Source organism: Bradyrhizobium sp. ARR65 (assembly GCF_000472385.1).
GTDB lineage: Bacteria > Pseudomonadota > Alphaproteobacteria > Rhizobiales > Xanthobacteraceae > Bradyrhizobium.
Genome location: NZ_AWZU01000027.1, coordinates 1 through 24,099 on the forward strand (window position 1 = coordinate 1; position 24,099 = coordinate 24,099).

At 62.9% G+C, this 24,099-nt stretch carries 31 protein-coding genes, 3 tRNA genes and 1 pseudogene; 14 read left to right on the plus strand and 21 right to left on the minus strand.

The features are described 5' to 3' along the window. Positions 1–210: 210 nt before the first annotated feature. The 3 genes from F758_RS0125895 to F758_RS44575 all read left to right on the plus strand — a co-directional run bounded on the left by F758_RS0125895 (position 211) and on the right by F758_RS44575 (position 1,649). Entirely contained in the window at positions 211–405 is a 195-nt protein-coding gene (locus F758_RS0125895; RefSeq protein WP_024510606.1) for a hypothetical protein, read from the plus strand. Then, positions 402–698 (plus strand): hypothetical protein, encoded by a 297-nt coding sequence (locus tag F758_RS52050; protein WP_245286593.1) that lies wholly within the window; start codon positions 402–404, stop codon positions 696–698. Before F758_RS0125895 ends, F758_RS52050 begins: the two co-directional genes overlap by 4 nt. A gap of 279 nt (positions 699–977) precedes the next feature. Beyond that, positions 978–1,649, plus strand: coding sequence for a site-specific integrase (locus F758_RS44575; protein WP_245286594.1), 672 nt, complete (start codon positions 978–980; stop codon positions 1,647–1,649). A gap of 72 nt (positions 1,650–1,721) precedes the next feature. Here F758_RS44575 and F758_RS0125905 read toward each other — a convergent pair. Beyond that, positions 1,722–1,795 (minus strand) — tRNA-Gly (locus tag F758_RS0125905). Between the two features lie 499 nt (positions 1,796–2,294). Here F758_RS0125905 and F758_RS0125910 point away from each other — a divergent pair. Continuing rightward, the gene (locus F758_RS0125910) at positions 2,295–2,696 is read left to right on the plus strand and encodes a YciI family protein (RefSeq protein WP_024510607.1); all 402 of its coding nucleotides are present in this window, start codon (positions 2,295–2,297) and stop codon (positions 2,694–2,696) included. Between the two features lie 120 nt (positions 2,697–2,816). Here F758_RS0125910 and F758_RS0125915 read toward each other — a convergent pair whose 3' ends face one another. Further along, on the minus strand, positions 2,817–3,407 hold the full coding sequence (locus F758_RS0125915) for a TMEM175 family protein (RefSeq protein WP_024510608.1): 591 nt from the start codon (positions 3,405–3,407) through the stop codon (positions 2,817–2,819). Positions 3,408–3,526: 119 nt separating this feature from the next. Beyond that, a tRNA-Tyr gene (locus F758_RS0125920) sits at positions 3,527–3,612 on the minus strand. Between the two features lie 224 nt (positions 3,613–3,836). Here F758_RS0125920 and rlmB point away from each other — a divergent pair. Further along, positions 3,837–4,658, plus strand: a complete 822-nt coding sequence (gene rlmB / locus F758_RS0125925; RefSeq protein ID WP_024510609.1) for a 23S rRNA (guanosine(2251)-2'-O)-methyltransferase RlmB — start codon at positions 3,837–3,839, stop codon at positions 4,656–4,658. Positions 4,659–4,715: 57 nt separating this feature from the next. Here the strand turns inward: rlmB and F758_RS0125930 are convergent, their stop codons facing one another. The 3 genes from F758_RS0125930 to F758_RS0125940 form a co-directional block, all read right to left on the minus strand. After that, on the minus strand, positions 4,716–5,144 hold the full coding sequence (locus tag F758_RS0125930; RefSeq protein ID WP_024510610.1) for a hypothetical protein: 429 nt from the start codon (positions 5,142–5,144) through the stop codon (positions 4,716–4,718). A gap of 78 nt (positions 5,145–5,222) precedes the next feature. Beyond that, on the minus strand, positions 5,223–5,675 hold the full coding sequence (locus F758_RS0125935; protein ID WP_024510611.1) for a hypothetical protein: 453 nt from the start codon (positions 5,673–5,675) through the stop codon (positions 5,223–5,225). A 145-nt stretch (positions 5,676–5,820) separates the two neighbouring features. After that, complete coding sequence (locus tag F758_RS0125940) at positions 5,821–6,516, minus strand: HoxN/HupN/NixA family nickel/cobalt transporter (protein WP_024510612.1); 696 nt, start codon at positions 6,514–6,516, stop codon at positions 5,821–5,823. Positions 6,517–6,716: 200 nt separating this feature from the next. Between F758_RS0125940 and F758_RS0125945 the strand changes: the two genes are divergently transcribed. Next, entirely contained in the window at positions 6,717–7,211 is a 495-nt protein-coding gene (locus tag F758_RS0125945; RefSeq protein WP_024510613.1) for a hypothetical protein, read from the plus strand. Between the two features lie 108 nt (positions 7,212–7,319). On the opposite strand, the gene F758_RS0125950 is transcribed toward F758_RS0125945, so the two are convergent. Both F758_RS0125950 and F758_RS0125955 read right to left on the minus strand, forming a co-directional pair. After that, positions 7,320–7,394, minus strand: a tRNA-Thr gene (locus F758_RS0125950). 117 nt (positions 7,395–7,511) lie between these two features. Further along, a complete protein-coding gene (locus F758_RS0125955; protein ID WP_024510614.1) occupies positions 7,512–8,435 on the minus strand; it encodes a LysR family transcriptional regulator in 924 nt (307 codons plus the stop codon). A gap of 93 nt (positions 8,436–8,528) precedes the next feature. Here F758_RS0125955 and F758_RS0125960 point away from each other — a divergent pair, with 93 nt between their 5' ends. Beyond that, a complete protein-coding gene (locus tag F758_RS0125960; RefSeq protein ID WP_024510615.1) occupies positions 8,529–9,353 on the plus strand; it encodes an NAD(P)H-dependent oxidoreductase in 825 nt (274 codons plus the stop codon). Between the two features lie 14 nt (positions 9,354–9,367). On the opposite strand, the gene F758_RS0125965 is transcribed toward F758_RS0125960, so the two are convergent. Then, positions 9,368–9,817 (minus strand): cupin domain-containing protein, encoded by a 450-nt coding sequence (locus F758_RS0125965; protein ID WP_024510616.1) that lies wholly within the window; start codon positions 9,815–9,817, stop codon positions 9,368–9,370. Between the two features lie 147 nt (positions 9,818–9,964). On the opposite strand from F758_RS0125965, the gene F758_RS0125970 reads away from it, so the two are divergent. Continuing rightward, positions 9,965–10,180: a hypothetical protein gene (locus F758_RS0125970; RefSeq protein ID WP_024510617.1), complete on the plus strand. Its 216-nt coding sequence runs from the start codon at positions 9,965–9,967 to the stop codon at positions 10,178–10,180. On the opposite strand, the gene F758_RS0125975 is transcribed toward F758_RS0125970, so the two are convergent. The 4 genes and pseudogenes from F758_RS0125975 to F758_RS0125990 all read right to left on the minus strand — a co-directional run bounded on the left by F758_RS0125975 (position 10,177) and on the right by F758_RS0125990 (position 12,710). Continuing rightward, positions 10,177–10,425, minus strand: a complete 249-nt coding sequence (locus tag F758_RS0125975) for a hypothetical protein (protein WP_024510618.1) — start codon at positions 10,423–10,425, stop codon at positions 10,177–10,179. The two genes, F758_RS0125970 and F758_RS0125975, sit on opposite strands and share 4 nt — an antisense overlap. Before the next feature lie 84 nt (positions 10,426–10,509). Further along, on the minus strand, positions 10,510–11,085 hold the full coding sequence (locus F758_RS0125980) for a DUF2147 domain-containing protein (protein ID WP_024510619.1): 576 nt from the start codon (positions 11,083–11,085) through the stop codon (positions 10,510–10,512). Between the two features lie 54 nt (positions 11,086–11,139). After that, positions 11,140–11,803 (minus strand): annotated as a pseudogene (locus F758_RS44580) (DUF3313 domain-containing protein). Positions 11,804–12,089: 286 nt separating this feature from the next. Continuing rightward, positions 12,090–12,710, minus strand: coding sequence for a TetR/AcrR family transcriptional regulator (locus tag F758_RS0125990; protein WP_024510620.1), 621 nt, complete (start codon positions 12,708–12,710; stop codon positions 12,090–12,092). Between the two features lie 314 nt (positions 12,711–13,024). Between F758_RS0125990 and F758_RS0125995 the strand changes: the two genes are divergently transcribed. Further along, positions 13,025–13,426, plus strand: a complete 402-nt coding sequence (locus F758_RS0125995; RefSeq protein ID WP_024510621.1) for a hypothetical protein — start codon at positions 13,025–13,027, stop codon at positions 13,424–13,426. A 34-nt stretch (positions 13,427–13,460) separates the two neighbouring features. Here the strand turns inward: F758_RS0125995 and F758_RS50950 are convergent, their stop codons facing one another. Next, positions 13,461–13,568, minus strand: a complete 108-nt coding sequence (locus F758_RS50950) for a glucose transporter (protein ID WP_198026568.1) — start codon at positions 13,566–13,568, stop codon at positions 13,461–13,463. A 193-nt stretch (positions 13,569–13,761) separates the two neighbouring features. Here F758_RS50950 and F758_RS0126005 point away from each other — a divergent pair, with 193 nt between their 5' ends. Then, positions 13,762–14,010: a hypothetical protein gene (locus F758_RS0126005; protein WP_024510622.1), complete on the plus strand. Its 249-nt coding sequence runs from the start codon at positions 13,762–13,764 to the stop codon at positions 14,008–14,010. An 84-nt stretch (positions 14,011–14,094) separates the two neighbouring features. Here F758_RS0126005 and F758_RS0126010 read toward each other — a convergent pair whose 3' ends face one another. From F758_RS0126010 to F758_RS0126025, 4 genes are all read right to left on the minus strand, one after another. Next, complete coding sequence (locus tag F758_RS0126010; protein WP_024510623.1) at positions 14,095–14,334, minus strand: DUF6719 family protein; 240 nt, start codon at positions 14,332–14,334, stop codon at positions 14,095–14,097. A 172-nt stretch (positions 14,335–14,506) separates the two neighbouring features. Next, positions 14,507–15,217, minus strand: coding sequence for an outer membrane protein (locus tag F758_RS0126015; RefSeq protein ID WP_024510624.1), 711 nt, complete (start codon positions 15,215–15,217; stop codon positions 14,507–14,509). Between the two features lie 276 nt (positions 15,218–15,493). Next, positions 15,494–15,913 (minus strand): hypothetical protein, encoded by a 420-nt coding sequence (locus F758_RS0126020; RefSeq protein WP_245286595.1) that lies wholly within the window; start codon positions 15,911–15,913, stop codon positions 15,494–15,496. Positions 15,914–16,156: 243 nt separating this feature from the next. Continuing rightward, the gene (locus F758_RS0126025) at positions 16,157–16,483 is read right to left on the minus strand and encodes a His-rich protein BRANT (RefSeq protein WP_024510626.1); all 327 of its coding nucleotides are present in this window, start codon (positions 16,481–16,483) and stop codon (positions 16,157–16,159) included. Positions 16,484–16,785: 302 nt separating this feature from the next. Between F758_RS0126025 and F758_RS0126030 the strand changes: the two genes are divergently transcribed. Further along, positions 16,786–17,331, plus strand: coding sequence for a tetratricopeptide repeat protein (locus tag F758_RS0126030; RefSeq protein WP_024510627.1), 546 nt, complete (start codon positions 16,786–16,788; stop codon positions 17,329–17,331). Between the two features lie 151 nt (positions 17,332–17,482). Here F758_RS0126030 and F758_RS0126035 read toward each other — a convergent pair whose 3' ends face one another. Next, complete coding sequence (locus F758_RS0126035; RefSeq protein ID WP_024510628.1) at positions 17,483–19,042, minus strand: S10 family peptidase; 1,560 nt, start codon at positions 19,040–19,042, stop codon at positions 17,483–17,485. Between the two features lie 285 nt (positions 19,043–19,327). On the opposite strand from F758_RS0126035, the gene F758_RS0126040 reads away from it, so the two are divergent. From F758_RS0126040 to F758_RS0126050, 3 genes are all read left to right on the plus strand, one after another. Continuing rightward, a complete protein-coding gene (locus tag F758_RS0126040) occupies positions 19,328–20,107 on the plus strand; it encodes an NAD kinase (RefSeq protein ID WP_024510629.1) in 780 nt (259 codons plus the stop codon). A gap of 141 nt (positions 20,108–20,248) precedes the next feature. Continuing rightward, complete coding sequence (locus F758_RS0126045) at positions 20,249–20,794, plus strand: response regulator (RefSeq protein WP_024510630.1); 546 nt, start codon at positions 20,249–20,251, stop codon at positions 20,792–20,794. A 17-nt stretch (positions 20,795–20,811) separates the two neighbouring features. Beyond that, positions 20,812–21,390: an Hpt domain-containing protein gene (locus tag F758_RS0126050; protein ID WP_024510631.1), complete on the plus strand. Its 579-nt coding sequence runs from the start codon at positions 20,812–20,814 to the stop codon at positions 21,388–21,390. Positions 21,391–21,528: 138 nt separating this feature from the next. Here F758_RS0126050 and F758_RS0126055 read toward each other — a convergent pair whose 3' ends face one another. Together F758_RS0126055 and F758_RS0126060 are read right to left on the minus strand one after the other, a co-directional pair. Continuing rightward, positions 21,529–22,704 carry a DUF2336 domain-containing protein gene (locus F758_RS0126055; RefSeq protein ID WP_024510632.1) on the minus strand — a complete coding sequence of 392 codons (1,176 nt, stop codon included), beginning with the start codon at positions 22,702–22,704 and terminating at the stop codon, positions 21,529–21,531. 300 nt (positions 22,705–23,004) lie between these two features. Next, positions 23,005–24,003: a transglycosylase SLT domain-containing protein gene (locus F758_RS0126060; protein ID WP_024510633.1), complete on the minus strand. Its 999-nt coding sequence runs from the start codon at positions 24,001–24,003 to the stop codon at positions 23,005–23,007. Between the last annotated feature and the right edge of the window lie 96 nt (positions 24,004–24,099).

Consider the following 24,099-nt stretch of genomic DNA (forward strand, 5'->3'; position numbering starts at 1 on the left):
GCATCAGTGCGGGGCACGATGGAACTCTGATTTCGCGACGGTCTGAGAGATCAGTATTTGCGCGCCATTGCGACCGATTGCGCGATCGGATCGATCGCGGCCCTTTTCTGACGACGCAAAGGCTGCGTTGAATGGGCGATAATCTACCCTTCAACAAGTCAGTTTGAAGAGCTTTACTATTTGGGCCAAAGACCCCGCAGAATGCCTCACATGCCGAAGACCAGATTCACCGAAGCTGACGTCAGACGAGCGATCAAAGGCGTTATGGCGAGCGGTGCTACAATTGCGACCGTCGAAATCTGGTCTGATGGACGCATATCTGTCACACTCAAAGAGGACAACGGCAAAACACGTGCGCAGATGGACCCGGAAGACGATCCGGAGGTTACCAGGAGGTTGCTGTGACGAGAGTGGGACGTTCGGCGCTGCCGCTACCCCGCTACACTAGACGCAAACGCCTGAAGAATGGAAGCCTTGCCTATTTTTTCGACGTACCTACCTGGGCACGCAAAAAAGACTGCTCGGTCGAGAACGAACCGCTCGGTACCGATTATGAATTAGCGGTGCAGCGCGTCGAAAGGATATTGCTGCCCGCATTCGATAGCTGGCTGAAAGGCGGCGATGATGGAAATCCGGTTGGCATCGGAGTGGTGATTGGAACGCTCGACTGGATGTTTCACGAATATCGTCGAACCTGAAAACAGAAAACTGCGAAGCGGCTGCAGCCCTTGAGCCCTGGCCAATGTCGTCTGCATGAAACCGGCATCAAGATGATCTGCGAATATCTATTGAAGGACGGGAGGCGTCTTGGCACGCGGCGCGTGTCGAGCATCGACACGGCGTTTGCGGACGATCTGTTTGAGAAGCTGCTGTACAAAGATGTCGATGGCGAGAAGATTGAACGCCGCACCACCGTCAATCACGCGATGAAGACCGCGCGCGGCGCTTGGAATACGATCTCTCGCGCACACCCTCACATGTTTCCGCCGAAGAACCCGTTTGAGAAGATGGGCCTGCAATCAACCTCGCGCGAGACTCCGCACGCGAACTTTGACGAGCTGGCGGCGTTCCGCGCGAAAGCCATCGAGATGGGCTATGCGTCGTTGGCGACGGGTGTCCTGATCGGTTGGGAGTGGCTGCAGCGCAAGGCTCACATCTTTATCCGGTTCATGGCTGAGCACTACCGGCCGGATAACCGTCCGAACCACGTCTATGTCATCAATTACAAGACAAGCACGGGCTCGTGGGAGCCGCTGTTCGATAAGAAGGGCAAGCCGCTCTATCCTCTGCTGATGGCTGAGCTGGACGCCATGAAGGCACTTCGCCCAACGGGCGGCTTGATGTTGCGCCGAGACGGCAGTGGTTTGCCCTGGGGCGGCAAAGGCGAGATGCTCACTCAAGTCGAACGCATCTCAAAGAAGATCATCTTGGCTGCAGGCCTGCGGCCCGAGCTGACATTCACGTCCTTCGGCCGGCATGGTGGAACCACCGAAGCGAGCACGTCCGGTCTCACGGAAACGCAGTTGATGAAGAAGGGCCAATGGTCGTCGACCAAAGCGATGGCGCACTACCTTCATCATGACGACGAGGCCAAACAGGATGCGCAGATCAAGCGCATCAAACGGCGTAAGCATGCGGCCAAAAAGTGAACGTTTGTCGGAATGGCTCAGCCGGGCTTGTCGGAATGGAAGTCGACAAATTCAATAAGTACTTGAAAACATTGGAGCGGGTGAAGGGAATCGAACCCTCGTATTCAGCTTGGAAGGCTGCTGCTCTACCATTGAGCTACACCCGCGAGGCACGGATCACCTAACACGGTCGGCCTGCCCGCTTCAACCGTCCTAACACGCTTGTTCCACGGCCGCTTTAACAGACTGCTTTGCTTTAACAGACTGCTTTAAGGAGCGCCTTTAACCGACGGCCGGGCGTGCCTATATTGGTTATCCCATCAACAACGAAAGGAGGTGATCCAGTGTCTTATCTCAAGCGCTGTCACCTCGCTGAGGTCGCCCGCTAGGTACGTCTAGCGCCTGGCAGTGGGCGCCTCGGCGCCTGGACCAGCGAGTTGCAACAGGTGAGCGCGGCGGGAGCGATTCCGCCGCGTTTCTGTTGGCCGGGTTATCCCCTCAATTTCGCGCCCTCATTTCGAAATGCGCGCCTTCCGGCGTTCGTGCGCTTTGTGGTCTCAGGATCGTTTTGCCGCATTGTGGGGGCGAAGGTTTGTGCGATGTCGGAAAGTGGCAACCGTAAAACGTCCTTGAGTAAGGTCGATCCGGTCAGGAAAGGGGAAAGTGATGCTCTATGCCATTCTCGCCTATCACGTCGAAACCGAGGTGATGGCGTGGACGCCGCAAGCGGATGCGACTGTCATGACGGACCTGGGCAAGGCCCATGAGCGCATCAACCGGCAAGGCAGACTGGGACCTGCGGCGCGGCTGGGCACGACCCAAAAGGCGCGGACCTTGCGCGGGCCCGGTGCCGGCACCGTGCTGGACGGCCCCTTTGCCGAGACCAAGGAGCAATTGCTCGGCTTGTACATCGTCGAGTTCGATGACGAGGATGGTGCGATCGCGGCGGCGCGCGAGCTGAAGAAAGCCAATCCCGGCGCTGTCTATGAGATCCGCCCGATCGCGCTGTTTCTGCCCGGTCAAACCATTTCAAGGAACGAGGCACCCGAGGTGATTCGCCCCGACTAAAGCGCGATGGGATCAGCTCCAATCGGCATCGCACTTCCAGCTTTTTGTTTGAGCATGATCTCGGCGCAAACGCCTCGCGTTTACGCTAACGCGGCCCTCCGGGTCCGGATCATGCTTCGGCTACGCTGCGGTTCGATCGCCGACGAAGCGATGCGCCAGCACGCCGCCGAAGGCGAGCAGCCAGAGATATTGGGCATATTGCGGAGCAACGGTCGCCAGCAGCGTGCCCGCCAGCAGCAGGAACAGCGGAAACAGCGCGCCCGCAAGCTCTGGGCGCGCCGGCTGGCCGCGGGTCGCGATCCACCAGAGCCAGGCGTTCACGGCGGCGATCGCGGTCAGATGCAGCCCATAGAGCACCGCCACCGCACTGCTCGCACCATAATTGCCGTAGAGGCCGTTGCTGACCGGCAGGAGAATAATCAGGAGCAAAAAACCCAAATTGATGAGGACCACCGCACGGTCCGCGTGGGGCTGCCGGGCAAGCCTGCGGTGATGGCTGACCCAGAACACCCCGGCAATGACAAAGCTGAGCACCAGCGCGATCAGCCGTGGCGCATAGAGGTGGTAGAGCTCCGCCCAGCCCGGCGCATGACCGAACTCCGTCGCCCGCGGCAGGTCATAGGCAAGCAGGGTCATGGCAACACCGAAGATGGTGTTGCTCAGCGATTCCAGCCGCCGCATTTCGAACTGTTCGGGGCTGGGTTTATCCATGGCGGTGATGCCTGGTCTAAGTCCGTCTCCGCTTTCGCTCGGCTCAAGCTACGCCGGACACGCTTCGCCCTCACGGACTAGGCGCGGCTGCGCCACGCGTAGCCCGTGAGGGCGAAGCGTGGTGGGGGAGGAAGGACTCGAACCTTCGAAGCCATGAGGCGGCTGATTTACAGTCAGCTCCCTTTGCCACTCGGGACACTCCCCCGCTCGATGGCCTCGCAACCCGCGAGGCCGCTTTCCAAGCGGCGACGGACCGGGACCATGGAGGGTGAAGACCGCACCGCCCAATGACGGCGAACAGTCGGCGCGTTTATGGGGACGGGGCGCGGCAAAGTCAACCAAGGCCGCCGGCGAATTTGGTACCGATTGGGGCCAAATTGCCATTGTCCGGAACCCGTGACACAAGGCGCGCAGGATGAGTGGGAGCCCATGACCGATCGCGACCGAAAGCCGCCGTTCCGGCGCGGTGGAAGACCGTTCGACAAAGGCCGGTCCGGCGGCCGGCCGGCGTGGCGCGCTCGCGAGGGCGTGGGCGATGGCCCGGTCATCCTCTACGGCTGGCACACCGTCACGATGGCGCTCGCGAACCCACAGCGCCGCATCCGCAAGCTCTTGCTCACCGAGAACGCCGCGCGGCGGCTGAGTGAGGAAAATATCGAGACCCGCGTGGCGCCGGAAGTCGTGCGGCCCAACGAGATCGACCGGCTCTTGAGCGCCGATGCCGTGCATCAAGGGCTTTATGCCGAGGCCGATCCCCTGCCCTCGCCGGATCTGTCGACGCTCGCCCCGGAAGGCCTTGTGCTGGTCCTGGACCAGATCACCGATCCGCACAATGTCGGCGCCATCCTGCGCTCGGCGGCAGCGTTCGCGGTGAAGGCGATCGTCACCACCGCGCGTCACAGCCCGGAGGCAACTGGAGTGCTGGCGAAAGCGGCCTCCGGCGCGCTCGAACTGGTGCCGCAGGTCACCGTACAAAATCTGGCGCGGGCGCTGACCGCGCTGAACGAACGCGGCTTCCTGACGGTCGGGCTCGACAGCGAAGGCAGCGAGGATCTCTCCACCATCGAGTTGCGCGAGCCGCTGGCGCTGGTGCTGGGCGCCGAGGGCAAGGGCCTGCGGCAACTGACGCGGGAAACCTGCCGCGCGGTGGCGCGTCTCGATCTGCCCGGCGAGATCAAGAGCCTCAACGTCTCGAACGCTGCGGTGCTCGCGCTCTATATCGGCGCAAGCCGGCTCGGGTTGATGAAATGAGAATGCCCGTCCGCGGGATGCGGACGGGCATTGACGTCCAGGATGAAATTTTAGAGTTCAGTAGTAACGGCGCAGCACGCGGCGGCCATGGTAGTACGGGCCGTAATGGTAGCCATAGTGACGCGGCGCGTAGCTGTGGTGATAGCGATGGTGCCAGCGATAGCCGTAGCCATAGACGGGATAGGCGTCTTCCTCGTAGGCCGGATATGGCGCGAAGGCGCCGGGGCCGGTGTAGGTGGGACCCTGGTTCACATAGTAGTATTGCGTGATCGGCGCCGCGAGACGCTCATAGGCCCAGCCGCCGCAGGTGCCGCATCCCGTGTAGCCATAACCGTAGCCGTAGCTCGGCACATAGGCCGGCGCGCAAGGAGCGACATAGGCTGCGGCGCAAGGTGAGCAGCCACCAAAGCCACACGCGTTCGCCGTCGCGGCGCCCGCGGTCATCACGGCCGCAGCCGCAATCATCCCTGTTAAAATCTGACGCATTACTCTCTCCTGTTAAGCCTGTTTTTGTTGGCTTTTGAAATTCGGTGCGGGCGTTTCTTGATTTCTGGCGGCTCGACATCACCGATAGTTCTGCGGCCCGCGCGCGCCGCCCATCGGCGGGGCAACGATCACGGGCGGCGGATAAAGCGGAACGTCCGGCGCCTGCGTGGCCGGCAGCGGCGCGGAATGCGCCGACCATGACTCGTGATATTCGGGTGGCGGCGGCGGCAATTTGCGATTGGGTGGCGGCTCGATCTCGAGCCGGCCATAGCCGGGCTTCTGGCCGAGGCTCGGATAGTAGTGGCCGACATTGGGCGCGTAATCGACATAGCGTCCGCCGTAAACGGTCGGCAGGTTGTTCACGCCTTTGCCGAGGCCGAACTCGCCCTCGACGACGCCATACGACGCATCGACGCCGTTGATGATCACGGGAATGCCGGGCCGGGCGGGGATGACGACATTGAATCCCTCCGAGGCAGACGCCGCCGAGGTCATTGCGATCAGGATGGCCGATGTCAAAGACAGACGCATGGATTGGTCCGATTGCTAAAATGCAATCTATCCGAAGGCGGGATAGGAAGGGTTAAAGGGGCGCGCCAAACTGCCGGTAAGCCTAACGCACGAGGCATTTACCGCGCTTAATTGCCGCCAATCCCGATACGAAACCGTTAACTGTTCAACCGAACGTGGTCTCGATGAGGGTGCGCAGGCCGATGGCGATGGTGATGACGCCGACCGCGCCCTGCAGCGCGCCGTTCGCGGCCGTAAGCCAGCGCGCGGAGACTGCGATGGGCACCGCGATCACGGTCGACAGCGCGCCCATCCCGATCATCGAGCCGATGCCGAACAGCGCGACATAGCCAAGTCCCGCCGCGACGCTCGGCGCCTGCGACACCGCCAGCACGAGCAGCGCCGCCGAGCCCGCCATGCCGTGCATCAGCCCCACCAGGAGCGTACGCCAGCGGAAGCCGTGGCTGTGCTGATGCGGCGCGCGCCGATGTGGCATGGTCTCGCCGGCATGGCTGTGGGCGTGGAAATGCACGGTGCCGTCGCCATGGCTGTGACTGTGGAAATGGATGCGGTCACGCCAAAGCCGCCACAGCACGTGTGCGCCCAGGCCGACCAGCATGATGCCGACGGCCGTCTCCAAGGTCTGCGACCAGTTGTCCGGAATGGCATGGCCGAGCATGATGGCCGCACCGGCGAAGGCAAACAGGGTCACCGTGTGACCGAGTCCCCAGGTCAAGCCGTGCTTGACGATATCGCCGATCTCGCTTCGCCGGGCTGCGATGCTGGATACGGCGGCGACGTGATCGGCCTCCAGAGCATGTTGCATGCCGAGAAGAAATCCGAGCCCCAAAATACCGAACATCGTCCCCGCCTGCGCTCACGACCGTCTCACCGCCTGTTCCACCATCGATTTGCGGCTGGCGCGGAACTTCACATCCTCCCGGCGCGTGTACAATCCCCCTCGATGCACCTCACAGCTGTGTGAATCGAGAGCGAAGAAAAGAAGGGAACACCGTCTCGCGAACGCGCTTACCGGTACGTTCAACGTCAATGGAGCACCCCATGACAAGATTAGCGATCCTTGGCGCGGCGGCGCTTGCCGTCTCCGCGCTGGCGAGCCCCGCGATGGCCTGGGTTCATCATTCTGGCAGCAGTTACCATGCCGAGCGCGGTTATCGGCACCCTCATCGTGCCTATTACCCTGCAAACCCAGCCTACCAACAGCAGGCTTACCAGCAGCAGGCTTGGAACAACGGCTATTACAACCGTGCCTATTATAACCAGGGCACCGGCTTCTGGCCCGCTGATGTCGCGGCTGGTGCGGTGGGAACCGCGGGTGCCATCGCCGCAGGCGCCGTGAACACAGCGGGCGCCATCGCGACCGCGCCGTTCCGCCCGGCCAATTCCTACGGCTATTACCCGGCCAATTCCTACGCCTATTACAATGGCTATAATGCCGGCTGGCCGCAGCAGACCTATGCCGGGCCAAACGGCTTCGCCTGCACCCCCGGCACCTATTTCATGGGCGCCGACGGCCGCCGGCATCTGTGCCGGTGAGTGGGCAAGCGCGGTTAGAGGACAAAAAGGCGGTCCCTCCGGGACCGCTTTTTCACGCGTTGAAGCGCAGCCTCAGGCAACTCGATCGTTCATCAAAGGGCATGGTAATGGTGCCGGCTGAGGGGATTGAACCCCCGACCTTCGGTTTACAAAACCGCTGCTCTACCGCTGAGCTAAGCCGGCTAAACCCCAACACACTCGTGTGATCGGCTCCCAACCGGACCGACGAGCTGACGCGCCGGTCAGATAGCAGAGTTGGCGGCCAAGGGCTACAGTCCTCACCCCGCCAAGGACAGCAAGTTACCGCCCCTGCTCGATCCCTGGAATGGCCGCAATCTGCTCCGCAAGGAAATCGATCAGCAGCCGCACGCGCGCGATGCCGGCGCGCTCCGGGACGATCAGCATGTTCAGCGGCACCGAGGGCGGTGCGTAGTCGGGCAGGATCGGCTCGAGCCGGCCCGCGGCTATGAGATCATCGACCAGCCAGTGGTGCGTGGGCGCTATGCCGCGGCCGGCAACCAGCGCTTCACGCGCGGCCAGGCCATGGTCGACGCGAAGGCGCCCGCCAAAGGGCACCGCGTGGCGATGGCCGTCGGGCCCCTGCAGCACGAGCGTGTCGCTGCCGGCGACATTCGACATCCGCACGCCCTCATGTCCGGCGAGATCCTGTGGCCGGGTCGGCGTCCCGCGCGCCGCGAGATAATCGGGCGCGGCGACCAGCAGGCGTCGCGACTGACCAAGCGGGCGCAGCTTCATCGAGCTGTCGGCCAGGGGCCCCAGGCGCAACGCGATATCGACGCCCTCGCGCACGAGATCGATGCGCTCGTCGGTGAGACTGAGATCGACGCCGATATCGGGATAGCGATCCTGAAACGCGAAGATCAGCCGGCTCACATGCATCACGCCGAACGCCGCGGTGCAGGAGATGCGGATGTTGCCGGACAGCGCGCCGCGCGTGCCGCGGGCCTCGTCGCCCGCCTGCTCCACCAAGCGCAGGATCTGCACGCAATTGGCGTAATAGCGGCTGCCCTCGTCGGTCATGGTGACACGCCGGGTCGTCCTGCTTAGCAAGGGAACGCCGACGGAGTCCTCGAGCTCTCGGAGCTGCCGCGTCACGGTCGACTGCCCGAGGCCAAGCTCGCGCGCGACCGCCGACAGGCTGCCCCGTTCGGCGACCCGAACGAAGGTCCGCATGCGCTCCAGCGTGACGTCCGATCTATCCATTTTTCGGGATAATATTATGCATTACCGTCATATAGCGGATCGATCGGCAATTTTCTACCTAGGCGGCGATCCCTCACCTACCGGAACCTCCCCATGAAAGTTCTGCTTGTCTTCGCCCATCCTGAACCGCGCTCGCTCAACGGCGCGCTGCGCGACGCCGCCGTCGATGAGCTCAAAGCCCAAGGCCACCAAATCCGGGTCTCGGACCTTTACGCGCAGGGTTGGAAAGCCGTCGTGGATCGTGCCGATTTCCCGCCGCTTGCGCCGGACGCTCGCCTCAAGGTTGCGGATGCCTCCAAGCAAGCTTTCGAGGCGGATGCGCTGACCGAGGATGTGAAAGCTGAGATCGAGAAGCTGTTATGGGCCGACATGCTGATCGTGCAGTTTCCGCTCTGGTGGTTCTCCATGCCGGCGATCCTCAAGGGATGGGTCGATCGCGTGTTCGCCTATGGCTTTGCCTATGGCGTCGGCGAGCACAGCGACAGGCGCTGGGGCGACCGCTACGGCGAAGGCAGGCTGGCAGGCAAGCGCGCGATGCTGATCGTGACCGCCGGCGGCTGGGAGGAGCACTATGCCGCCCGCGGCATCAACGGGCCGATCGAGGACCTGCTGTTCCCGATCCATCACGGCATACTTTATTACCCGGGCTACCAGGTGCTGCCGCCCTTCGTGGTCTACCGGGCCGACCGCCTCGATGAAGCTGCTTTCGGGTCAATTGCGGCACGCCTGCGCGCGCGGATGCGGACGCTTTCGACCACGGCGCCGATTCCTTACCGGCAACAGAACGGAGGCGATTATCTGATTCCGAGCATGCAGCTCCGCGCAGGTCTCAGTGATCCGCACGTGCGCGGCTTTGCGCTGCATGTGAGAGATGAGGACGCGGTTCAGCCTCAGCCAGATCTTGAAGCGGCGGGGTGACAGGGTTCGAACAGCTAATACGGCGTCCCGTCCTTGCGAAAATATCCGGCGACAGTGGCATGCAGATCGACGTCCGGATAATGGGCTTCGTCCTCACGCAGATTGGCCGAGCCGATTTCGAGAATGCGTGCGACCGCTTGGCTGCGGTTTTGCAGGTGATGAGCGTCGGCGTCGCCGGCGCGGAAAGCCGCGCAGTCGCCGGCGCGTAAAATCTCCTCGCCCGCGTCCGTCACCAGCACGACCTCTCCTTCCAGGACGTAGACGAACTCTTCCGCCTTAGTGTGCCAATGCCGCTGGCTCGACCAGACGCCGGGACCCAACTCCAGCAGGTTGATGCCGATCTGCTTCAAGCCGGCGCCCGCGCCGAGCCGGCGGCGAAGCTTGTTGAGGCAGGGCAGCGCCAGTTCTCCGGGATAGCGCGAGCCCGATGAAACGGGTGCTTCTTCAATATCGATCTTTTTCATCCGCCTTCCCCTCCCAAGTTGGCGTTCGCTCGCTCACTCACGCCACGTTGGTCCGACGCCGCAGAAATTAACCCGGCGTTAGCCATAATTGGAGCAGCCTCGGAACGAAGCAATTCGCCGCAAATTGTCCCAGCAAGGAGACGGGGCATGGACAGATTGGCATATCTTCAGGATCAGGCGCTGCGCGCCGAGCGGTTGGCCAAGAGCATCACGGACACGCTCACCATCGAGCGGCTGCAGTCCTTCGCCGCCGAATGCCGGCGCCAGATCAAGCTGATCAGCGGCAGCCCGGATCACATCCTCCGCGCGGCGAAGCTGCACCAGGCGCAACAGGCGACGCTTGCGCAACCTCCTTTCGGCTAAACATTGAGAATACGAAAATCCGACCGCGGCACGGTCCGTACCGGTGCATCCATTGCCTTGCTTCGCACCTGATTTTGCGCCGCCAGCTTTTGCAGGCAGGCCCGTAGCTCGGCGTCGGTTTGCTTGATCTGGTTGCGAATTTCCTGCCGCTCAAAACGGGTCAGCGATGGCTCAGCGAGGTAGCGCCACGCCTGCCTGAGCCATTCCTTCAACGCCTGTACATCTCGTTCCAGAGTGTCGGCCATGGCCTCATCTTTCCAGGTACGGCATCGACAGCTTAAGCGATTCGCGGCCGACCGAGCTCTCATCCGGTAGTTTTACGGGGAGAACTATTGCGCCTTGACCTTGGTCGTCCCCGGCCGAACCTGCCGCGCCATCGCCCACTCCGGATCGGGCGTCGGGCCGGTGGCGTCGCCAGTCGTTCCGACCAGTTGCCCCGGCAGCGCGTCGGTCGTCCGCACCCAGCTTTGTGTGGAGCAGAGCAAACCGAGCAGACAGCCCCTGATGTTCAAGCGCTCAGCGCCGTCGCGCCAGATCGTGATGCCATAGGTCCTGCCGTCCTCGGCATTGTAGATCTCGCCGGCAAAGCGGCCCTCCTGCATCGGCCTCAGGCCGAGGATGAGCTGATGGCCGAGAAGCGCGCGTGCACGCTTGGCAGGATCGGGATTGCGCTTGTCCCGCAACGGCTGGCCTTTGGTGTCGACAGCCTCCTTCATCCAGACGATATAGCCACAGATCCGCTCTGGCGCGACGCCGCAGTGCTCGACTCGAATGCGGGCGCGGCCGTCTTCGGTCAACCAGGTCCCGCTCGGATCGGATGGTGTTGCCGCCTGACCGCGGTTTTGCGCCACGGCCAGCAGGGTGGCCACCGCGGTACGGATGATTATTCGCCACAGGATTTTCATCTCACAACACCATCGCTGTTGTGCACGCGTTGTTGTGCGCGCCTCGCCGAACCATCATCTGAGCTGAGCCACGAGAGCGTCGGCGCCCTTATCTATGCCGGCCTGCGCGGCTGTGAGCGCGCCGACGCTTGCCTTGATGTCGTAGGGGGTCGGGTATTGCTTGCTGACGAAGGCGCTGAGGAGCCGCCCGCTCAGCGCATCAAAGACCTCGACGACATAGACCACCGAGCCTGTCAGCGTTCCCTCGCCGTCGCGCGCGGTCTGCACTCCGTTGTAGACGGCGCCGGCAAGGTCGAAGCGCGACAGCGTGCCCAGCACAGGGGTGTTGGCGACCGCTCCGGTCAATGTGAGCCGCACGCGCAAGGTGTTCGGCGCCCGACTGCTGGTGATCGCAAAACGGCTACCGAGGCTTTCCAGGAAGCGGGTCCGCATATAGGCGGCGAGCGTCGCCCTTGTCGCGCTCGGACATGTCGCCGAATTGGTGATCGCGTCCGCGATAGATCACGACGGGATCGAGCATGACCTTGTCGTAAGACCGCCAGTCCACGGCGGTCGCGTAACGGTACGGCATGCGGCCCGAGGAATCGGACGGGTTGGGCACGAGATAGGCCGACGAGGCGAGCTCCGAATAAGCCACTGGCGCCACGCTGGCGCATCCCGCAGCGCTCGCGCACAGCACCAGCAGCAGCACGCCGCGCGCGGCGGTCCCATCATTCATCTCAGTCTCTCCTCATTCCCGAGCCGGAAAACGGAGGGCGTGGCGCGGCCGACGTCGCGAAAGCGTAAGGCCGAGGCACCGGAGACTGCAGTCCTCGACGTCCGCTTTCGACGAGACAGCGTGAGCAGGTCCGCGCCACGACAAACCCTTTGATGGGGCGCACCATAAAACCGACCGGACGGTTTGTAAATCGGCTAATCAGGGTGAGGCGATCCGTCGCAAGCAGACCAGGCGAGCGCCGTTGACCTGCGGTAAGTGCCTTTAACGGGAGATGGCGCGCTTGTACCTAGCCGTTCCGGCGCGCCGGCGCACGAACGGGCCGTTCGGCCTGCTCCCTCTGCGGCTGCTGGAGCGCGGTCCACTGGCTTTCGTCAAGCAGCCGGGCGAACAGCCGCTCCGACTCGGCTTCTGAGATCGGGGATAGGCGGAGCATCGCGAGCAGTGCGAGTCCGCGCGCCGCCGCCCAGCGCAGCGTCGCCAAATCCGGATCGGCAGCCTCCGCCTTGATGGTCTCGAGGTTCTCGGCGTCGCGGTCGCGGGCTTCGGCAAGCAGGCTGGGCTCGGAAACCAGCGCGGCGAGCATCGCCTGGGCCACCGAATATTGCTGGGCAATGATTTCCCGCGACGTGGCAATGGCCGTCGCCAGCTTTGGTTCGCGCGAAGATGAGCCGGCCGTGTTCAGAAAGTCCGTGGAGAACTGGTTGAAATGCGCGAACTGCTGCTCCAGCAGCGCTCTCAACACTGCGTCCTTAGTGCGGAATTGGTGCATCAGGCCGCCTTTGCTCAAGCCGCTCTCTCGCGCGATCGCGTCCAGCGTCAGCCGACCCGGCCCATCCCGCGCAATAATGGTGAGGGCTGCGGCAAGCGCGGCTTTGCGGGACCGTTCGGACCGAGAAGGATTATCCATCGTTCAACTAGAAAGTGGGACGCGACGGACCGGAAGCAGCGGCCGAGACGCGACACAGGGGCGCAGCGACGCCAATTGCCTGCGTTACCCCAAGCAGTTGGGATGCCAATGCGCCCCCTGTCAAGCCGTCCAGAGATCACGTCCTTGTCCGCTCCACCCGCCACAGCCGACAAGTTCTGCAAGTCGCTGATATTACTTACGACTTGTCGCAGGCCGCTCTTAACCGAAATCCGCATGACCTGCGGCAAGGCCCTGACATGGCTCTTGATTCTCCCCCTGCCCTTTGTTGAAATCGGACCCGGCTGAGGTGTGCCATGAAGTGGATGCGAGAACGCGACGCTTTGATCGCGCAGACACTGGCCTTCGTTCAGTCGGTCACCGGCAGGAAAGTGGCTGCCGGCGCGCCGCCATCTCCTCTTGCGCACGAGTCCGCCGACACCGGCTCCGCCGTCCCCGAGACGGCCAAGTCCGACGCCCCACCGTCCCTGGCATCGAATCCGCCGGCCCTGCCCGCCACCGATCTGCCCCCGCTCCCGGCCGCTATCACGCGATCTAGCATCGCGCGCGACCTCAAGACCGAGATCAATGCCCGTGTCGCCAGCTTTCGCGCGCACCAGGAGCGGTTCAACCGCGAACGCGAGGAGTATTTTTCGGCAACGCTTGCAAAGCTCCGCGCCGCAATCAAGGATGGCGCGCCGCCCCGTCCGCGAAAATAGGCCTTCGCAAGCGGCGACTGAGCATCCAACAGGATCAGAAAAAAGCCCATACCAGCGCGACATTGGCGGTGCAGGCGACCAACAGGCCGGCCGCCAGCGCCAACTGCACGCGTTCGCCGAAGGTATGGAGTGTCGTTCCCATGGGCGAGAACATCCGGCGATTCTGGCCGCGGAGTCTCGGGGATTCTTTTTTTCGGCATTTACTTCCTCTTAAGGACTCAGGCGTCGCCCGAAGGCCGTGGTTTCGGCGCCCAGTCGCTGGTTCCAGCCAGCCTCGCTGGCGGAAACCTGAAGCGGCTCCAAGCGTTATCGGCCGGCCAATCCGGAGCTAAGCCATGCCCTATGCGTTGTTTTTGAATGACGCCAAGTTGAGCAAGACCTATCCCACCGAAGCGGACGTCTGGAAACTGGCCCGCAAGAGCGGTCTCGTGGTTGACGTCGCTTCCGAAGAGGATAAGCCGACGCCCCATCCAGTGCTCGACAATGACTACGAAATCCGCGCCTGCCTGCCGGATCCGCAGGAAGACCCGGAACAGAACCAGGCCGATGCTGAACGCGACGAGGCGCGGACCCCGCAAATCTGACGCACTCCCAGTCGCGATTCACTTTCCGCCCCGCCGCAGCTCCCGCCGCTTGATGTGAACCGAGCAGCCTCAGCGCAACCAATGTCACGGCGTCGCGACCGCAAGTGAGGCCTGCTCGGACGAAAGCACGACGCAAGCGCGCTTACGATGCAAGCCGCGGATCGCGCCGGTGACCTTCAACACCTGGCCCGCGGGGCAGGATGCATCCTGCACGAAGGCGACCTCGTAAGGTCCCAGCACCAGCGGTTCGGATTTCAGGATCGTTCGGCCGGAGCAAGGCAGCACCATCGCAGAGAAAATCAGCACCGCTACTAAGTTACGCATGTTTCTCGTCCACCCGCCGGCGGCCGCATAATAACCGATCATCGGCTAAAGTTTCGCAAAGCGCGAAAAAAATTTTGTGCCGCGAGCGCGCGCAAAGAGCAAAGAGCAGAGAGCAAGAGAAAAGGCCGGCGGTCAGCCGGCCTTTTGCAAGAGACGAAGCGGTTCGGGCGTCTCAGTACCTGGACTGGACCGGACCACCCCAACCGAAGCGGTAGTTCACGCCGACTTTGACCGTGTGCTCATCGTCGCGGAAACGGGAGCCGACGATCTCGGCAGGGCCACTGGTGAAGGTGGTGTTGCCGAAATTGTAATACTGGTACTCGGCCTTGGCCGACCAGTTCGGCGCGAACATGTATTCGAGGCCGGCGCCGACGGTCCAGCCATCCTTATGCGCGCCGTCGGCTGTAAAGGCGACCGGCGTGCCGCCGACGCTCACCCCGATGTTGGGATTATCGCGCCAGGCATAACCGCCCTTGGCGTAGAGCAGCGCCGGGCCCCAGGTGTAGCCGAACCGGCCGGTCACCGAGCCGATCTGGTCATTCTTGCTCGTAATCAGGCTGCCGCCCGGAAACAGCACGCCGCTGCTACCGTTGGTCAGCCAACTGTACTGGGCCTCGGCACCGATCACCCAATTGGTCGCGAACTGGTAATCGAAGCCGCCCTGCACGCCACCGAGAAATCGGCCGTCGCTTCCGACCAGGCTGTTGTTGCCAGCGAAGGCGCCACCGATATGGCCGCCGAGATAGAATCCAGTCCAATTATAGATCGCCTGTGGCGGCGTATAGACGGGAGCCTTTGTATAGGTACGCGCCGGCATGTCGGCCGCCATCGCAGAACTTGCGAAAGCCATCAATGCAGCCGCGCCAAGCAAAAACCTTTTCATCAGAAATCCCCTTATTGCGGTGGCGACCCTATCCAACAACATGGCCTCAATTTGGTTGCCCGGAGGCGATGCCGCAGCTTTGATCGTTCGCGACTGTGACGGACCGGCAACAAAGCGGTTTTGTTCCCGGGCGCGTCAATCTTTCGCAAAACAGCGCATGCTGTTCCCTGTCATTTGGTGATCGGGGTTGCTTGCCGGTTCAGGGTTCGCAGAAAATTGAACGGACATCCTGCGCTGCTTGGCCGCAGTGCCCGCGACATGCGGGGATTTCAGCGGTTAGCGGCTCATATGCTCGAGATCCGGGAACGGCTGGTAATTGACACCGACGCAGACGTCGCTCGCATTCTGCAGCACGCGATCAAGCCTGCCGTTGATGAAGAGCACGGCTTGCTCGCGTGGCGGGCGGTACGTGCCGTCGGATTGCTGCTCGGAAAAGCGCAAGCAGCTAACGTAGCGCACCCTCCCCCCGACCGTTCGCTGCACCGGATCGGCCATCATGGCATCGCGCACGCCGACCGGATTGTTGAGATAGGTCCGCATGAATGCCAGCAATTCCGAATGGTAATTTTCGGGAAAGGGTTGCGGCGCGCTGCTGTCCTCCATGAAGGACGGAGGCCCGCTCTCATCGCTGCCGAGGCAACCCGCAAGCGCGAGCGGCAACAGCACGATCGCGACAAGCCTTGCTGAAATCCCCAATTGCCGAAATCCCCAAGCGCTGAAATCCCGAAGCGCAACTCGTCTTGAAGTTCCTGAATACGCGGCCGACGGGCACGTGCGCCGGCCTTCTATCCCCTCACCTGAGAAAAGGGAATCGACTTTTCGACCAACTTTAAGACACGGCCCGGCCCGCCGCCATGTGTGCCAGCAGATGGCGAGGGCCGGGCCTGACGTCCGTCGGCGCGGTGGGGAAACGGATCAGCCGCGCCGAACGGAATCGGCTCAGCTACGCTTGGTCGAGGGCGCGGCGGGTTTGGTGCTGACCTTCGCGGCGACCTTCGAATGGCTCTTGTGCAGGCTGACCTGCTTGTGGCGATGATGATGGCGGATCATCTTGGCATTCGCGTTGAGCTTTTTGCTCTTGCTCGACGTGGCCGTGGCACTGGTCTGCGGCTGGCCTGTCTTGGCGGCCGGGGCTTGCGCCTGGGTCGGGGTGGTTTGGGTCTGGGTGGTCTTGTTCGCTGGGTTTTGGCTGCCGGAATCGGCGGCAAGCGCGGGGGCTGCGATCATCGAGGCGGCAAGCAGGGCTGCAGAAATCGTCTTGAGCATGGTTCATCTCCTACTCAGGGATCTGACGTTGCCGGCCGGAGCGGCCGAGATCCGTCGATCATGCTGGCCAGCCTAGGCGGCGCGCACTGAACCTGCCCTGAAATGCGAGGTCGGATTTCGTTCATCTGCATGACGACTTCGTCATGTTCCCAATAAATTGAGCACCGGACGCCGAGCTCGGACAAAGAATGGCCTCCGGTTGGGAATTTTCTTTCCTCGCGGCGGTTCAGGTCCTCGGGCCTTTGGCTATGAGCGGAGGCCGCCGGGATACCGGGTCGTCACGACATCAACAGGAGAGATGCATGCGAAAATCTGCGGCCAGGCTTCTGACACTCGCGACATTGTCAATGGTATTGGCGACGGCGCCGGTGATCACAAAAGTCTACGCCAACGGCGACGACAATCCGTCCCCGCCGGCTTCCGAAAGCAAGAAGGGCAAGAAGAAAAGCGAAGCGAGCCCGAGCCAGGAGTACGCGAAGTTCGCAGAAGGCTACCGCGCCGCCTATAGCACCGTGTACGACCGCCAAGATTATGCCGGCGCGATCGATCAGTTGAAGGCGCTCGGCCATGACGACAACGCCGCAGTCGCCAATCTGATCGGCTATTCCTATCGCAAACTGGGCGACTACAAGCTCTCTCAGGTCTGGTACGAGCGCGCGCTGAAGGCCGATCCGAACCATGTGAAGACCTGGCAGTATTACGGCTTGTGGCAGGTCGAGCAGGGCAACCGCGATCAGGCGCTGTATCATCTGAACAAGATCGCGCAGCTCGCCGGCAAGGACAGCGAGGAATACCGCTCGCTCGCGGCAGCGCTTGAGCAGCCGCCTGGAACGGGTCTGGTTTATTGAGACCTAGCCACGTCATTCCGGGGCGATGCGAAGCATCGAACCCGGAATCTCGAGATTCCGGGTTCGCCTCGCAGTTTGTGATCGGTCCGCGCTTTGCGCGGACCCGTTGGAGGCGCCCCAGAACGACGCAAACGGGCGAAAGCCATTTGCATTATTTCATCAACTGCTGAACCTCGGTCCGAAACGCCTGGCGCGAGGCGTCGCGCGAATAGAACATGTGTCCGCCGGGATAGACCGCGAGCCTCACGCGCGAGGCAAAAGGCGGGAGCTGATCCAGCGCGATCTGCGATCCGAAATACGGCGTAGCGAGATCGAACAGCCCATGTGCGACCAGCACCTTCAGCTTCGGATCGAGCGCCACGATCTGGCGCAGGTCAGACATCGATTCCAGCGGGCGCAGGCTGTGGCCGAAATCCCAGGCCCGTTCGACGGCCCCGTTCAACGTCTCGTAAGAACCATCCGGTCGCCAGTTCAGCTTGCGGGTGGTGAGATCGACCGCCGCGCTCGTCAGCGGCGCAACCAGCCTGTCGCCCGACGGGTCGCCGAAATGGAAGAAACTCGAATCCGGATAAGGATCGGTACCGAGCACGGATGCATCATAGCGTCCGGTCACCTTGCCGTCGCGACGGTCGAATTCGCGGCGAAACTCGGCGATGTCGAAACGGCCGGCTAGTCTGCGGCTGACCGACTGGTCGATGCCCGTCAGCGCGGCGATCTTGTCAGCAATCCTGTTGGTCGCATCCGTGTCGGCCTGGCCCTTGGCTAGGTCCACTAGGAAGTCGCTCCGCGCGTAGCTCTCGACATCCTTTACGTCCGCGCGCGAGATATCTCCCTTTTTCTCCCTCTCTCGCGCCACGGCCGCAAAGGTCGGCAGGCTCGCGACATATTGGAGAATGCTGGAGCCCGACCATTCGCGGAAATCGAGCACCGGTGAGATCAAAATCAGCCCGCTGACCCCGACGCCCTGCTGCGACCCCAAATTACGAACCACCTTCGGCCCGCGGATGCCGCCATAGCTCTCGCCCGCAACATATTTGGGCGACAACAGGCGATCGTTCTTTTCCAGCCAGCGGCGGATCGTCACGGCAATCGAGGCGACATCGCCATCGACCGAATAAAATTTCTTTCGCACGTCCTCGCCCGTCGCAACGAAGCGGCTGTAGCCGGTACCGACGGGATCGATGAAGACGAGATCGGTGAAGTCGAGCCAGGTCTCGGCATTGGGCTTGAGATCGGGCGCAGTCGAGGGCGTGACTGCATCCGCATTGATATCAAGCCGCCAGGGGCCGTTGTTGCCGAGTTGCAGCCAGGCGGAGGCCGCACCAGGACCGCCATTGAAGATGAAGGTGACGGGACGGCTGGCGCGATCTGCCCCGTCGAGTTGATAGGCCGTGTAGGCGATATCGGCCTGCGGTTCGCCCTTGTCATCGAACAGGCGGATGGAGCCGGCGGTTGCCGTGAACGACAGCGAGCGGCCGGGCAGTTCGAGCGTGTGCTTGGTCGTGGAATCCGGCGGCAGCTTGTGTTGCTCCGCTGTCGCCGCCGATGCGGGCGTGCTGCCGCTGCGCGCACCCGGTCCGCCCGTTTGCCCCGCTGGTGCGGCGGCCGCCGGCATATGCTCCTGCGCATCCTGGGCGGATGCGCTCGGGACGGCAGCGAACAACATGAGCAATAGGCTGAGGATGCGGACGGCCGGCGTTTCGATCAGCATGATTGTTCTCTCCCAGCTCCCCTGCACAGGCCACGCGGGGTTGTCCGGCCACGCAGGCATGAGCGGCCTTGTGCGGGGTATCTAGCCCGAAATTGCGACATGTCCACGGTATCACCTCGCAATCAGGCCGGCCGTGCATCAAAAATCCGGCAATCCGCGTCCGCAAACGGCGGCATTTACGTTGTTTGGCGCGGAAGCACATTCCTTGACCTCGACAAGCACGGCGGGGGTGTATAGACGACGCGGCGAATTCCCTTCAGGCGTTCCAGACGAGCTTTTAGGTTCATGAGTAAGCCCAAGCGATATGAGAAGATCGCCTTCGTCGCGAGCTCCGTGCCCGAAGCACAGGCGGCGCTGGCGCAACTCTCCGAGCTCTACGGCAATTGCGCGCCGGAGGACGCCGACGTCGTGGTTGCGCTCGGCGGCGACGGCTTGATGCTGCAGACGCTGCACAAGCACATGGGCTTGGGAAAGCCGATCTACGGCATGCACCGCGGCACCGTCGGCTTTCTGATGAACGAGTACTCGACGCATGATCTGCGCACGCGACTTGCCGCCGCGCGCGAATCCGTCATCCATCCGCTTTTGATGCGCGCGACCGACAACCACGGCGGCGTGCACGTCCATCACGCCTTCAATGAAGTCTATCTCTATCGCCAGACCTATCAGGCCGCGCGCTTGCGCATCCTGATCGACGAGCAGGAACGCATGCCGGAGCTCATCGCCGATGGCGTGCTGGTGGCTACGCCTGCCGGATCGACCGCCTACAACCTTTCGGTGCAGGGGCCGATCCTGCCAATCAACGCCGCGCTGCTCGCGCTGACGCCGATCAGTGCGTTCCGGCCGCGTCGCTGGCGCGGCGCGCTACTGCCGAACACCGCCTACGTCACCATCGAGGTGCTCGAGGGCGAGAAGCGCCCCGTCGCGGCGGTCGCCGACCACGACGAGGTGCGCAACGTGTGCCGCGTCGAGGTGCTTTCCGACAAGACGATCTCGATGCGGATGCTGTTCGATCCCGGGCACAGCCTCGAGGAGCGCATCCTGCGCGAGCAGTTCGGTTACTAAAAGCCGCGGCTCCACTAAGCTCTTTGCGAAATGGCTGCTGCCGGGCGTGCAGCGCAAACGCTTCGTTAACCAGCGCCCCATATGGTTAACAGCAATATACCGACATCCGACGTCGCGCCTTCGCGTTCCCAAGGCCGGGCCATGTTCCGCATCGATTTCAACAAGCTGCGATTTCTCGTCTGCGACGACAACCCGCATATGCGGAGAATCTTGCGCACGCTCCTGCACTCGTTCGGCGCGCGCGAGGTCTATGAGGCCGAGGACGGCGCGACAGCCCTGGAAATGTACACCCACTATGCGCCCGACATCGTCATCACCGACTGGGCGATGCCGATCTTCGATGGTCTCGAACTTGCGCAGATGATCCGGCAGCCGGAAGCCAAGGGTAATCCCTACGCGCCCATTATCATGTTGACCGGCCATTCCGAAAAGCGGCGCGTGACGGTCGCGCGTGACGCGGGCGTCACCGAATTCCTGGCCAAGCCGATTTCGGCCAAGGGGCTTTACCAGCGTATTCTCAACGTGGTCGCCAATCCGCGCCCGTTCATCAAGACCAAGACCTATTTCGGCCCCGACCGGCGGCGCAACACCAACAACGCCTATATCGGCCCCGAGCGCCGTGTCGGCGGCGAGGCCGAGGTGCTGCAGCAGCCTTCGCTGCTCGATAAGGCGCGGTCACCGGTCTAGGGCGCAAGGAGACGTTCATGGCCAAAGACAAATCCTCCGGGCTGGAGATCAGGAGCTACGTCACCCATCACGTCATCACCCCGCCCAACCCGCTGCGCAGTGTCTTGCGGCACGTGGATGGCAAGAGCGGCGATGATCCGGTCGCGCGGGCGGAACGGGCGCTCGCCGGCCTGTCAGGTGAATTCAAGGGATGGATGGTGGTCGAGGCCGAGCGGCTGTCGGTCGCTTATGCGGCCGTTCGCAGGCAAGGCTTCACCGATGCCACCAGCGAGGAGTTGTTCCGCGCCGCCCATGACATCAAGGGCGATGCCGCAACCTTCGGCTTTCCTTCCGCCGCCGCGACGGCCGACAGCCTGTGCCGTATCATCGAACACGCCCCCGATCTGGAGAAGGTGCCGCCCGAGCTGATCGAGCACCACATCAATGCCATCCAGGCGATCGTGCACGAGCATACCAAGTTCGACACGGTAGCGATTTCCTCCGAGCTCAGCCGCCGCCTGCGGCGCGTCGCCGACGAATACCTCGCCCACGTCAATCGCGGCCGCCCCGAGCATCTCGAAGCCATTCTCGCCCCGAGCATCGTGCCGGGAGAGTGAGTTAATACCTTCGGCATCTCTTCGGCATTGCGAGGAGCGAAGCGACGAAGCAATCAGAGCCATTGAGTGGCTCTGGATTTCTTCGCGGAGCCTATCATCGGGCCGCGCTTCGCGCGGACCCGTTGGCTCGCAATGACGCTAAGCCGCGATCAACTCATGATGCTGCCGCGCGAGTGCGGCTTCCGCCACCAACTCCTCGCAGAACAGCCGCGCCTCTTCCCGCGCCGATTCCGTTGCAAAGCGACGCAACAGGATCAAAAGCTGCTCGGTGGCGCTGCCGTCGGTCTCGCACTGGGTCAACACGCGCTCCACCATGCGCCGGCGCAGGCGGGCGGCGGTTCCTGCCGAGTCCGCAAAGCCGATCTCATGGCAGACCTCGAGCGCGACACGGAAGGCCGCAAATGTCGATTCCGGCAAGCCCGCACGGCGCAACAGCGCCTCCAGGTTCGCACTGCCGCGGTCATGCAACAGCGATGAGACCCGCGCCTGTGGCAGTTCGGAAAGCTCTGCCAACGCCGCCTCGAACAATTCCAGATTGGCTGACAGCAGCGCGCGCAGGATCAGGCCGGCGGAGAGCTGGCCGCTCTTGCGCAGGTGGCTGACCAGCCCGCGCATGTCGTCACCGCGCGAGCGTGCCGCGATGTGCAGAGCCGAACGGTCGCGGGCTTCGCTCGCGAGGCGCCCTGCCCGATCGGCGCTGAGCCAATTTCTGGCCACAACGAATTGCGCCAGCGTCTCCGAAAGTTTTGCCACCAGCGCCGCGCGCGTCGCAGCGGGCAGATCGTCGAGCAGCAGCATGGATTCCCTGATCGCGGCGAGATGGCCGTGGCGCTCGACGATACGGTCCCACGAAAACGGCGCGAGCTCCGCATAGGGATTTTCGATCAATTCCAGTGCGGCCGCCGCGCTGCCGACCTCGGCAATCGCGGCGCCAACGGATGCCGGCAGGCTGATGCGGCGGGCGATCGCGCATTGGGTTTCGCAATCGCCGGTCGCGACGATGTCCACAAGGTCGGCATCGATCAACAGCGGCGAATGTTCGAGGATCGAGACCGCGACCGATGGCTGGTCGAGCGCGAGCGCCTGCACGATCGCGGCCGGAGCCTCGCCGCTGCGCGCGAACACATCGGCCATGGCCTTTCGCACCAGTGGCGACGGATCATCGAGCATCATGAGCAGCGCGCCTTCAGCCGCCGCACGATCATCCTCGGAAAGATCGGAAATCAACCAAGCCCGCGCCAGCGAGCGCGTCGCTTCCGCGCGCTCGCCCGCGGACGCGGTCCTGACCCAATTTATGAACTGCCGAACGATCATTGTCTTTCCGGCTTACGCAACCAAACCATATCGGCCTCACCGAGTCCGGTCCGCAATCGAGGCCGCGGATCAGGCTGATGGCCACAACAGGGGAAAATAAACCACGACGCTTAACAAAGCGTTCACCATAACCAACTGGTTTCATTGACGTTTTATTAAGACCCGGACTCGCGGAGGTAAGATGAGAGCAGCGGCAGCCGTTTCGGCGACCGCCGCGAACTGCGCGCGGCTCATGACGCGAGCCGCGCCAGTGGCGCACCCGATCGCAATGGATGCCGGCCGGCTGACCGCAGGTATGCCTCAACCGCTGAAGGTGCCGTTGCGGTCGCTGAAGAGATCAAGTGGCGCCGGGGCGCTGGTACTGCCCGTGGACGCCGTATCCGTCGTCAGCGACGAAGAGTTGCCCCACAGGCTGTGAACGGTCGAAGAAACCGGCTGCGATCCGTCGACCTGAAACAGCGAACGAAACATCGGATCGTTCGGCTGCGCGCCGGTGTTCGCGTCGGCCGCCGAAGCCGCCGCTGCCGGCACTGAACGGACATCCGGGAAAGACGAGAGATAGGCCGCGTTGTCGATTGCGGGCCCCGCGCTCGCAACCGAACTCGCGGTCGCCCCCGCACCGAACATCGCTAGCGCCGTTTGCGTCTGCGGCGAACTGGCCGCGCCGGCATAGCGCGCGCTCAAAACCGAATAGACCTCCGAGACGCTGCGCGCCTGCCCCGCCCGATCGTAGAAGATGGAGTGGTTGGCGGCGGCGGCATTCGGAAACAACCGCGCGGCATTGGCTTGCGGAGTGTCCTCGGCGCTGTTGATCAGCCTGGCGGCGCCGCCGACGCCCATGAAATGCGCCATATAGAGCTCGGCATCGCTCGGCCGGCGGCCGATCATGCCCGTGAGCTGAAAGCTGTTGGATTGAGTCAGCGCCCCCGCCATCGCGGACGCGATCGTCGGGTCGTCCCGCAGCTTCATGATGGTCTGTCGCGTCGCGGGATCGCTCACGACATACTCGCCTGACGACGTCTTGCTGATGGCATCGGCGAGCTGGCCATAGCCGAGCTCGCCGCCGGCTTCCTTCACGGTGGCAAGCCAGGTCTGATCGATGAACTGATAGAGCCCGCGCGCCGACGAGGTGGAAGCGCTTGCGGAGGGGTTGAAGTCGGACTCCATCTTCGCGGTGGCCAGAAGATATTCGAAGCTGGCGCCCGTGTTGTTGGACGCCTGCTTGATCGCGCCGGTCACTCGCGTGCGCGAAGGATCAACAGCCGTCATGGCCGTAGCGTTTGACGTGTCGACCGACATTTCCTGCTTCCGCCCTGTTCCGGCGCCTTGATGCGCGGGACAGTGCGGCGATTATGGTTAATGCGGGGTTAAGAAAGTCCTGCCGCTTGTGTCATT

Excerpts from the sequence above, each read along its gene's own strand:
- F758_RS0125955 (WP_024510614.1), bottom strand. The coding sequence starts at position 8,435 with ATGGATAGATCGGACGTCACGCTGGAGCGCATGCGGACCTTCGTTCGG.
- F758_RS44575 (WP_245286594.1), top strand. The coding sequence starts at position 978 with ATGTTTCCGCCGAAGAACCCGTTTGAGAAGATGGGCCTGCAATCAACC.
- F758_RS0126025 (WP_024510626.1), bottom strand. The coding sequence starts at position 16,483 with ATGCTCAAGACGATTTCTGCAGCCCTGCTTGCCGCCTCGATGATCGCA.
- F758_RS0126030 (WP_024510627.1), top strand. The coding sequence starts at position 16,786 with ATGCGAAAATCTGCGGCCAGGCTTCTGACACTCGCGACATTGTCAATG.
- F758_RS0126005 (WP_024510622.1), top strand. The coding sequence starts at position 13,762 with ATGCCCTATGCGTTGTTTTTGAATGACGCCAAGTTGAGCAAGACCTAT.
- F758_RS0125940 (WP_024510612.1), bottom strand. The coding sequence starts at position 6,516 with ATGTTCGGTATTTTGGGGCTCGGATTTCTTCTCGGCATGCAACATGCT.
- F758_RS0125945 (WP_024510613.1), top strand. The coding sequence starts at position 6,717 with ATGACAAGATTAGCGATCCTTGGCGCGGCGGCGCTTGCCGTCTCCGCG.
- F758_RS0126010 (WP_024510623.1), bottom strand. The coding sequence starts at position 14,334 with ATGCGTAACTTAGTAGCGGTGCTGATTTTCTCTGCGATGGTGCTGCCT.
- F758_RS0125995 (WP_024510621.1), top strand. The coding sequence starts at position 13,025 with ATGAAGTGGATGCGAGAACGCGACGCTTTGATCGCGCAGACACTGGCC.
- F758_RS0125930 (WP_024510610.1), bottom strand. The coding sequence starts at position 5,144 with ATGCGTCAGATTTTAACAGGGATGATTGCGGCTGCGGCCGTGATGACC.
- F758_RS0126040 (WP_024510629.1), top strand. The coding sequence starts at position 19,328 with ATGAGTAAGCCCAAGCGATATGAGAAGATCGCCTTCGTCGCGAGCTCC.
- F758_RS0125990 (WP_024510620.1), bottom strand. The coding sequence starts at position 12,710 with ATGGATAATCCTTCTCGGTCCGAACGGTCCCGCAAAGCCGCGCTTGCC.
- F758_RS0126050 (WP_024510631.1), top strand. The coding sequence starts at position 20,812 with ATGGCCAAAGACAAATCCTCCGGGCTGGAGATCAGGAGCTACGTCACC.
- F758_RS0125895 (WP_024510606.1), top strand. The coding sequence starts at position 211 with ATGCCGAAGACCAGATTCACCGAAGCTGACGTCAGACGAGCGATCAAA.
- F758_RS0125975 (WP_024510618.1), bottom strand. The coding sequence starts at position 10,425 with ATGGCCGACACTCTGGAACGAGATGTACAGGCGTTGAAGGAATGGCTC.
- F758_RS0125910 (WP_024510607.1), top strand. The coding sequence starts at position 2,295 with ATGCTCTATGCCATTCTCGCCTATCACGTCGAAACCGAGGTGATGGCG.
- F758_RS0125960 (WP_024510615.1), top strand. The coding sequence starts at position 8,529 with ATGAAAGTTCTGCTTGTCTTCGCCCATCCTGAACCGCGCTCGCTCAAC.
- F758_RS0125980 (WP_024510619.1), bottom strand. The coding sequence starts at position 11,085 with ATGAAAATCCTGTGGCGAATAATCATCCGTACCGCGGTGGCCACCCTG.
- F758_RS0126015 (WP_024510624.1), bottom strand. The coding sequence starts at position 15,217 with ATGAAAAGGTTTTTGCTTGGCGCGGCTGCATTGATGGCTTTCGCAAGT.
- F758_RS50950 (WP_198026568.1), bottom strand. The coding sequence starts at position 13,568 with ATGGGAACGACACTCCATACCTTCGGCGAACGCGTGCAGTTGGCGCTG.
- F758_RS0126045 (WP_024510630.1), top strand. The coding sequence starts at position 20,249 with ATGTTCCGCATCGATTTCAACAAGCTGCGATTTCTCGTCTGCGACGAC.
- F758_RS0126055 (WP_024510632.1), bottom strand. The coding sequence starts at position 22,704 with ATGATCGTTCGGCAGTTCATAAATTGGGTCAGGACCGCGTCCGCGGGC.
- F758_RS0126035 (WP_024510628.1), bottom strand. The coding sequence starts at position 19,042 with ATGCTGATCGAAACGCCGGCCGTCCGCATCCTCAGCCTATTGCTCATG.
- F758_RS0125935 (WP_024510611.1), bottom strand. The coding sequence starts at position 5,675 with ATGCGTCTGTCTTTGACATCGGCCATCCTGATCGCAATGACCTCGGCG.
- F758_RS0126060 (WP_024510633.1), bottom strand. The coding sequence starts at position 24,003 with ATGTCGGTCGACACGTCAAACGCTACGGCCATGACGGCTGTTGATCCT.
- F758_RS0125970 (WP_024510617.1), top strand. The coding sequence starts at position 9,965 with ATGGACAGATTGGCATATCTTCAGGATCAGGCGCTGCGCGCCGAGCGG.
- F758_RS0125965 (WP_024510616.1), bottom strand. The coding sequence starts at position 9,817 with ATGAAAAAGATCGATATTGAAGAAGCACCCGTTTCATCGGGCTCGCGC.
- rlmB (WP_024510609.1), top strand. The coding sequence starts at position 3,837 with ATGACCGATCGCGACCGAAAGCCGCCGTTCCGGCGCGGTGGAAGACCG.
- F758_RS0125915 (WP_024510608.1), bottom strand. The coding sequence starts at position 3,407 with ATGGATAAACCCAGCCCCGAACAGTTCGAAATGCGGCGGCTGGAATCG.